The following is a 6928-nucleotide window of genomic DNA, read 5'->3' on the forward strand; positions in this document are numbered from 1 at the left end:
TTCTATTCATCTAATATATTTTTCAATTTTTCATACTTAGCGCTATCCTTTTGAAATGTATTCTCTTTCAATCCTTTGTTTATTTGTATCCATTCTGTTGTAATCGAATATTGAATCATACCTTCGTGGAAACTAAGGAATTTTAGCATAATCCCTGTATTTTTCTCTACAACCATTTCAAACTTCCCTCTTAAATCTTCAGATGTACTTACAGGCATTTCTATATTTATTGTCCCTTCTATTTTGTAGCAATCCAGTCCCAGATACTTCGTTTCTTTATAATTCCAATCTTTATATCGAATTAATAGATCAGCAAATTCGGATTGAATACTATACTTCGCGAATCCCACATATTCATCATCATATCTTTTTTTCTCACCTGATTTTCTCAATAACCTTCCCGTAGGATTTAATTTTAATAGTTCATAGTTTCTTTCTTTCGGGCTCCATTTTGTTTCTTTGTACGTATACTTCTCATCATCAAATTCTTTTTTCTTGCCCTCGTTATATATAATGGTTCGTTTTTTCGTTAGCTTGTCTTCTTTTGAAGAGATTCCTCTTTGTTGCTCCGTATCAATCGCATATTTGTATGTTGTAGCAATTCTTGACGAACTAGAATATTCCTCAAATTGTCCTGAAATATTATTAAAATGATCAATGGAATCAAGCATCTTTTCATGAATCTTTTCCTTATCTGGATAATTTACATTTGATTTTATTTCCTCTTCATTTTCATAATCAGAAAATGCCTTTTTCTTTACATATTCAAACACTCCGCCGTTTTGAGCAAAAATTTGATCAGAAAACTCCGACATAGACACAATTGAGAGCACTAGGACAGCAGCACTTATAACCATCATATAAACTCTGTAACCTTTCTTTTTTACCGGAAGATTATGTAGTGTACGATTAATCTTTTCATTTAACTCTGGCGGCACTATTACATTCTCTTCGTTTATTCTCTTTTTTAATTTCTCATCAAATAATTTTTCATCATCCATCCTTTGCACCCCCTATTCCATCTTTAATCGTTTCTGTAGTTGTTCCCTCGCACGTGCCAATCTCGATTTCACTGTTCCTTTTGGTACTTCTAAAAGCTTTGCTATACTCTCTTGATTCATATCTTCATAATAATAAAGCACCGTAACAGCTCTTAACTCTTCATGTAACGATTGAATCGCATTACACAAATCTATATCTTCATACTGATCGCACGCACTCATATTGTAATCATTCTCTTCTGTCACAATTATCTTTTTATACGTTCTAATAATGTTGTTACATTCATTCATTAAAATTCGAATTAACCAAGTTTGAAAAAACTCTTCTTTCTTTAATTTTTTTATATTTTCATAGGCTTTTAAAATTGTTGTTTGTATCGCATCCTCTATATTTGTCTCATCACGTAACATAGCCTTTGCAATGCGATACATCTTCATTTTTTCCGTATGTATAAGCGCCATAAACGCTTCATGATCACCTTTTTTCGCTAAAGAAACATCGGTTTCTTCTTTTACAATCATTTTATATAAAGGGATTACTTTCACAATTGCTCCTCCTGTTTCATCCTCACTTCAAATTTAACTTTACATGTATTAGACGGATGAGCCTAGAAAAAGGTTCACTTTTTTGAATATTTTTGTAATTAAAAAGATAAATATCCTTTATAAGTATGCAATAAACATACTAGTTTAAATTTACAAATAAAAAAAGCCCACTTTCTCAGTGGACTTTCTACTTTATAACGGTAAATCCCTCTTCTTAAACACTACAACCGCTACGATAAAAATACAAAGCGCTCCAGCAGTTAAACCTATACTTACCGGCCATATATTATACGTTCCTTCAGCAATTTCTTTCGGACGAAACAGCGTAAATAATGATAGGTTTTTCATCCATTCTAACTTATCACTTAACTTCCCTACCATATCTAATACGAAAAATAAGATAGTTAAACTCGCTGAATAACTTAGTGCTTTTCTTTCGTCATTACATATACAAGAAAAGAAAAATGAATAAGCACTAACGACTAAAAATATGAGCCCTCCGACTACATTTATCTTCAAAAATAATTCTTTATTTAAGTTATTATCTTGTAAAAACCATTCTGCACCTACTAACCCAGCTACATACGTAACAGATACAATAATCAGAAGTCCCAATATGAGAACAGCAGCTTGTGTAATCGCAATTTGCACTCTAGATACAGGTGTTGCTAGCAAGTATGCCATTGCTCCTTTATCTACATGACGAGCAATTAAATGTGTCGCAACTGTTACGCAAAAAATTGTTAAAATGATAATAAACAATAGACTATAGTATTCACCAGCTAAAAAATCCATTACGTTTTGAATCGGACTTTCCATACCAACGATTTTTTTCACACTATCAGGCATGGCAGCTATTAATTCATTTAGCCCTTTCGCTGATACCATTGACGGGAATATCCAAATTAATAACCACAAATATAAAGCCGCACCAGACGCATAACTCAAAATACTTTTTTGTGTTTCTTTCAAACTAGCTAAAAACAATTGCTTATTCATGCGTTATCCCTTCTTTCTTATCGTAATAATGCATAAATAAATGTTCTAAATCCATCGCTCTCGTTTGAAGTGCCGTTACATTATAGTTTGAAAGTATTTGTAAAACAGCTTGATAGTTTCCTTGTACAATGATAGATGCCTCTCTGCCTTTTACCGCTTCAAATTGCAAATTACATTGCGCGAGAGATTCAATCTCTTCCTCTGATGATACGGTTACATCTATCACTTGTCGTCTCATACTTTGTAAATCATGAATATTTTCAACCGTTACAAGGCGACCATCTTTAATAATCGCTACTCGGTCACATGTACGTTCAATTTCAGTAAAAATATGCGACGACATAAGAATTGTTTTCCCTCTTTGCTTTTCCTCTACTATTAAATCTATAAACACTTGCTGCATAAGTGGATCGAGTCCTGAAGTCGGTTCATCCAAAATTAACACTTCTGGATCATGCATAAAAGCAGCAACAATCCCTACTTTTTGTTTCATTCCTTTAGACATTTTTCGAATCGGTGTTTTCACATCGAATTGTAGACGTTCTATTAATTCATCTCGTTTTTTCGTATCCTTTAAACCACGCATTCCTTGCATTAACTTTAAAAATTCTAATCCATTCATTCCGTCAATAAAAGAAATTTCTCCTGGTAAATAACCAACTTCCCTTTGAATCTTCGCGGCATCATTCCAACAATCTAATCCGAAAATGGAAGATTTTCCAGCTGTCGGTTTTATAAATCCCATTAAATTACGAATCGTTGTGGATTTCCCGGCACCATTTGGTCCTAAGTAACCGAATACTTCTCCTTCTTTCACTTCAAATGTAATATGAAACAAGCCTTTTCCATTTGAAAACTGTTTTGTAACATTTTGAACTGAAATCATAATTCCACCTCATTTTTTGAAATATTTCACTTGTGATATTTCAAAATTATTGTACTCCTCATCTTTCATATTCGCAACAACTTTTTGAAATATTTATATGTCCATATTTCAAAAATATTGTTTTCCATTATTTTTTCTTGTATATTTTAATTGAGGTGATTGCATTGAACGGCTTTGAAAAAGTGAAAGAAAAGAAAAAACGTGCCATAAAAGAGGCAGCCTTCTTATTATTTTCAGAACGTGGATTTAATGAAGTGAAAATAGAACATATTGCAAAAGAAGCAAACGTTTCTCAAGTTACCATTTATAATCATTTCGGAAGTAAAGACGCGTTATTTAGAGAACTTATACAAGAATTTATAACATCTGAATTTCAATATTATAAAGAGCTTGCTGAAGAGAAATTACCTTTTCATGATATGATGCAAAAAATGATTGTAAGAAAAATGAATACTGGCGGATTATTTCAGCCTGACATGTTGCTACAAATGATGCAAAGAGATGAAATTCTCCGAGAGTTTATTTATAGTTATCAAAACGAAAAAATCTTGCCTTGGTATTTAGAAATATTAGAACAAGCACAGCAAAAAAATGAAATTAACCCTCACCTTACTAAAGAAATGATGTTGCTATACATTCAAATGTTTACTAAATTAGGCGATGATTTTGGAGCCAAGCTTCTTGAAGGAGATCGCGAAAAACATATACAAGATATCGTTACGATGTTCTTTTATGGACTATCCGTCCCAACAAAATAATGTTTCTATAGAAAAAATAACATCACAAAAAAAGCCCTTTGGATATTTTAAATCTCAAGGGCTTTTTCATGTCAAAAATAACTAAAACTAACTTTATCTTAAAGAAGTTAAATGCTGCTTTAAAGATAATACCTTATTATAGATTAACTCTTTTAGCATCACAGGCTGAATTGAAATAATCGTTTCACCGAAATTTAGAAAATAACTTGAAATAAACTCAACTTCTTGCTTGTTAAAATAGCCTGTTATACTATAATTTTCATTTTCTTTTTGTATCCTCATGGAAGGATAATTCTCTTTATCAAAAATATCTTTTCCTTTTTGATTAACAATGACACTAAAATCAATTGCATCAGGTTTTCTGTGAAAGTTTGTAAGATAACTTAATAGTTCTTCAAGATTTTTTGAATTCGTATTGCTTGTTTCCACAATAGAAAGAATTTTATCACATCTAATTATTTGAACATGATTTGTCTCAAAATTAAAGATTTTAGCATACCACTGGCCAAATTTAGATTCTATTCGAATAAATTGTGCGACCAATACTTTCTCCTCATCTTTTTTTAAATATGTTACATAATAAACTCGCTCAGCAAAAATCCCCTGCAAAATTTCTTTTAAGAACGGACTAAAATTACTATGATTTGTTACTTCAAAAGAAAGCGTTCGTTCCATAATTGAAATATTTTTACGCACATTATCAGGTAAGACATGTTTAAATTTATTTTCAAGCGCAATACTTTCTATATTAAATGGTTTTGTCTTGTATCCATTTAGTGTAAGAATTGAAAAGTATAACGCATACATTTCATCCACACTAAAATAAATTGGAGATAATATACTATTTTCTATAATTTTATAACTTCCATTTCTACCTAGTTCAGAATATATTGGTACACCTATTTCTTCCAATGATTGAATATCTCGTAAAGCTGTACTTTTAGAAATATCATATCTAACCATTAAATCTTTTAAATTAAAATATCTTTTATTATTTAAGAAAATAAGCATATCATTTATTCGTTCCGTTTTTTTCATATTCCCCTCCCGAAAGGTGTCATGTATTGAAACCTTTTTAGTCTATATTATAATTATTAACGAATAAAGGAGTTGTGAATTTATGACATTAGAAATAGCTATTTTTCTCTCAATGAATGGGCAAGCAAAGGAGGCAATTCATTTTTATACACGTAATTTAGAAGCCAAAAAGTTAATGATGGTTACGTATGAAGAACTGGCGAAAAGAGATCGTTCTTTCAAAATTACAAGTGAAAATAAAGATCATATTGCTCACTCTGTTTTACAAATTGGGAATACAAAGCTAATGATAGCAGAAGATACAATGAATCCTAATGAACGTTATAACGTTGGAAATAACATGTCACTTTGCATTCAAAGCGCTAATCTAGAAGAAATACAAAGATTTTATAATAATTTAATTTCCGATAAGCATGTGAAAATAATCTCTCCGCTGAAAAAAAATGTATTTAGTGAAGCATACGGGATTATTGAAGATCCTTATGGCATACAAATCCAATTAATGTATGATAAACGACTAAACTAATTAATTAATTAATCATATTCACATATTCCTAATAAAAAAGACACGAAATTCGTGTCTTTTTATTTTATAGAAATGACTCTACCCGTTTCACTACTTTCAACCGCTAATTGAATCAGCTTGATTACTTCTAAACCTTCTTGCGCTGTTACAGGTGGTTTTTCACCATTTATAATGCTATCTCTTACACCGTTATAGTACATGTCATAACAGCCGACTTCTGTTGGAATACGTACTGACTCTTCTTCTGTTTCTAGAGTAACAAAATTCTCTTCAGCGTCTACTCCATAACCGTTATCGCCTGGCTTCATTCCATTTTTTAATTGTTCTTCCTGTGAATCCATACCGTATTTCACGATAGAACCTTTATCTCCATGCAGTGTAAAGTGTGGACCGGCTTTTTTCACATAACTGCTACTACGTAAAATGACACGTTTAACTCCGTAATGAAGTACTATGTGGAAATAATCATCAATTTCTGCACCTGGTCGTTGTTTGATTACATCTGCACTGATTGCATTTGGTTTCCCAAATAATGATAATGCTTGGTCAATTAAATGCGAGCCTAAGTCATATAATATACCTGATCCTGGTAAGTTCTTTTCTCTCCATCGATCACGTACATGTGGACGGAAGCGATCGAAATGCGCCTCATATGCGTATACATTCCCTATTCTATCCTCTTCTAATAATTTCTTTATCGTTAAGAAATCATTATCAAAACGGCGGTTATGATATACACTTAATACCACATTATGCTGCTCTGCTAATGAAATAAGCTCTTCTCCTTCTTCAATTGAAACAACAAATGGTTTCTCTACAACAACATGCTTACCGTTTAATATTGCTTCTTTTACATATGGAAAATGAGTTGTATTTGGTGAAGTAATAACAACTAAGTCAATATCAGCTCGCTTCACCAATTCATCAATTGTACTCACGACGTTAGCATTCGGTAATGTTTCTTTTACTACCTCTTCTTTTGAAGATAATACGGCACGAATATCGTATTCTTCTATCGTTTGTAATAATGGGATGTGAAATGTTGTACTAGAAAATCCAAACCCTACAATCCCTACACCTATTTTTTTCATGTTGCCCCTGGTTTAAAATTCTTATAAAAATCTATAAATCGTTGGCGAACCAAGTCAAATGCCAACTACCGAAAAGGAATCTC

At 31.9% G+C, this 6928-nt stretch carries 8 protein-coding genes; 2 read left to right on the plus strand and 6 right to left on the minus strand.

All coding sequences use genetic code 11. The features are described 5' to 3' along the window. Positions 1 to 2: 2 nt before the first annotated feature. From FH036_RS24650 to FH036_RS24665, 4 genes are all read right to left on the minus strand, one after another. Positions 3 to 1001: an anti-sigma factor gene (locus tag FH036_RS24650; protein WP_070806667.1), complete on the minus strand. Its 999-nt coding sequence runs from the start codon at positions 999 to 1001 to the stop codon at positions 3 to 5. A gap of 12 nt (positions 1002 to 1013) precedes the next feature. Continuing rightward, positions 1014 to 1547 (minus strand): sigma-70 family RNA polymerase sigma factor, encoded by a 534-nt coding sequence (locus tag FH036_RS24655; protein ID WP_044793395.1) that lies wholly within the window; start codon positions 1545 to 1547, stop codon positions 1014 to 1016. A gap of 192 nt (positions 1548 to 1739) precedes the next feature. Further along, complete coding sequence (locus tag FH036_RS24660) at positions 1740 to 2546, minus strand: ABC transporter permease subunit (protein WP_001041431.1); 807 nt, start codon at positions 2544 to 2546, stop codon at positions 1740 to 1742. Then, on the minus strand, positions 2539 to 3432 hold the full coding sequence (locus FH036_RS24665; protein WP_000626608.1) for an ABC transporter ATP-binding protein: 894 nt from the start codon (positions 3430 to 3432) through the stop codon (positions 2539 to 2541). Before FH036_RS24665 ends, FH036_RS24660 begins: the two co-directional genes overlap by 8 nt. A 155-nt stretch (positions 3433 to 3587) precedes the next feature. Between FH036_RS24665 and FH036_RS24670 the strand changes: the two genes are divergently transcribed. Continuing rightward, a complete protein-coding gene (locus FH036_RS24670; RefSeq protein WP_240458524.1) occupies positions 3588 to 4190 on the plus strand; it encodes a TetR/AcrR family transcriptional regulator in 603 nt (200 codons plus the stop codon). Positions 4191 to 4283: 93 nt separating this feature from the next. Here FH036_RS24670 and FH036_RS24675 read toward each other — a convergent pair whose 3' ends face one another. After that, positions 4284 to 5228, minus strand: a complete 945-nt coding sequence (locus tag FH036_RS24675) for a helix-turn-helix transcriptional regulator (RefSeq protein WP_000750576.1) — start codon at positions 5226 to 5228, stop codon at positions 4284 to 4286. Between the two features lie 82 nt (positions 5229 to 5310). Between FH036_RS24675 and FH036_RS24680 the strand changes: the two genes are divergently transcribed. Beyond that, complete coding sequence (locus FH036_RS24680) at positions 5311 to 5754, plus strand: VOC family protein (protein WP_000171335.1); 444 nt, start codon at positions 5311 to 5313, stop codon at positions 5752 to 5754. Positions 5755 to 5813: 59 nt separating this feature from the next. Here the strand turns inward: FH036_RS24680 and FH036_RS24685 are convergent, their stop codons facing one another. Continuing rightward, positions 5814 to 6845, minus strand: coding sequence for an oxidoreductase (locus FH036_RS24685; RefSeq protein ID WP_000719755.1), 1032 nt, complete (start codon positions 6843 to 6845; stop codon positions 5814 to 5816). Positions 6846 to 6928 lie beyond the last annotated feature (83 nt).

This window comes from Bacillus sp. CD3-5, from assembly GCF_006349665.1.
Lineage (GTDB): Bacteria > Bacillota > Bacilli > Bacillales > Bacillaceae_G > Bacillus_A > Bacillus_A paranthracis.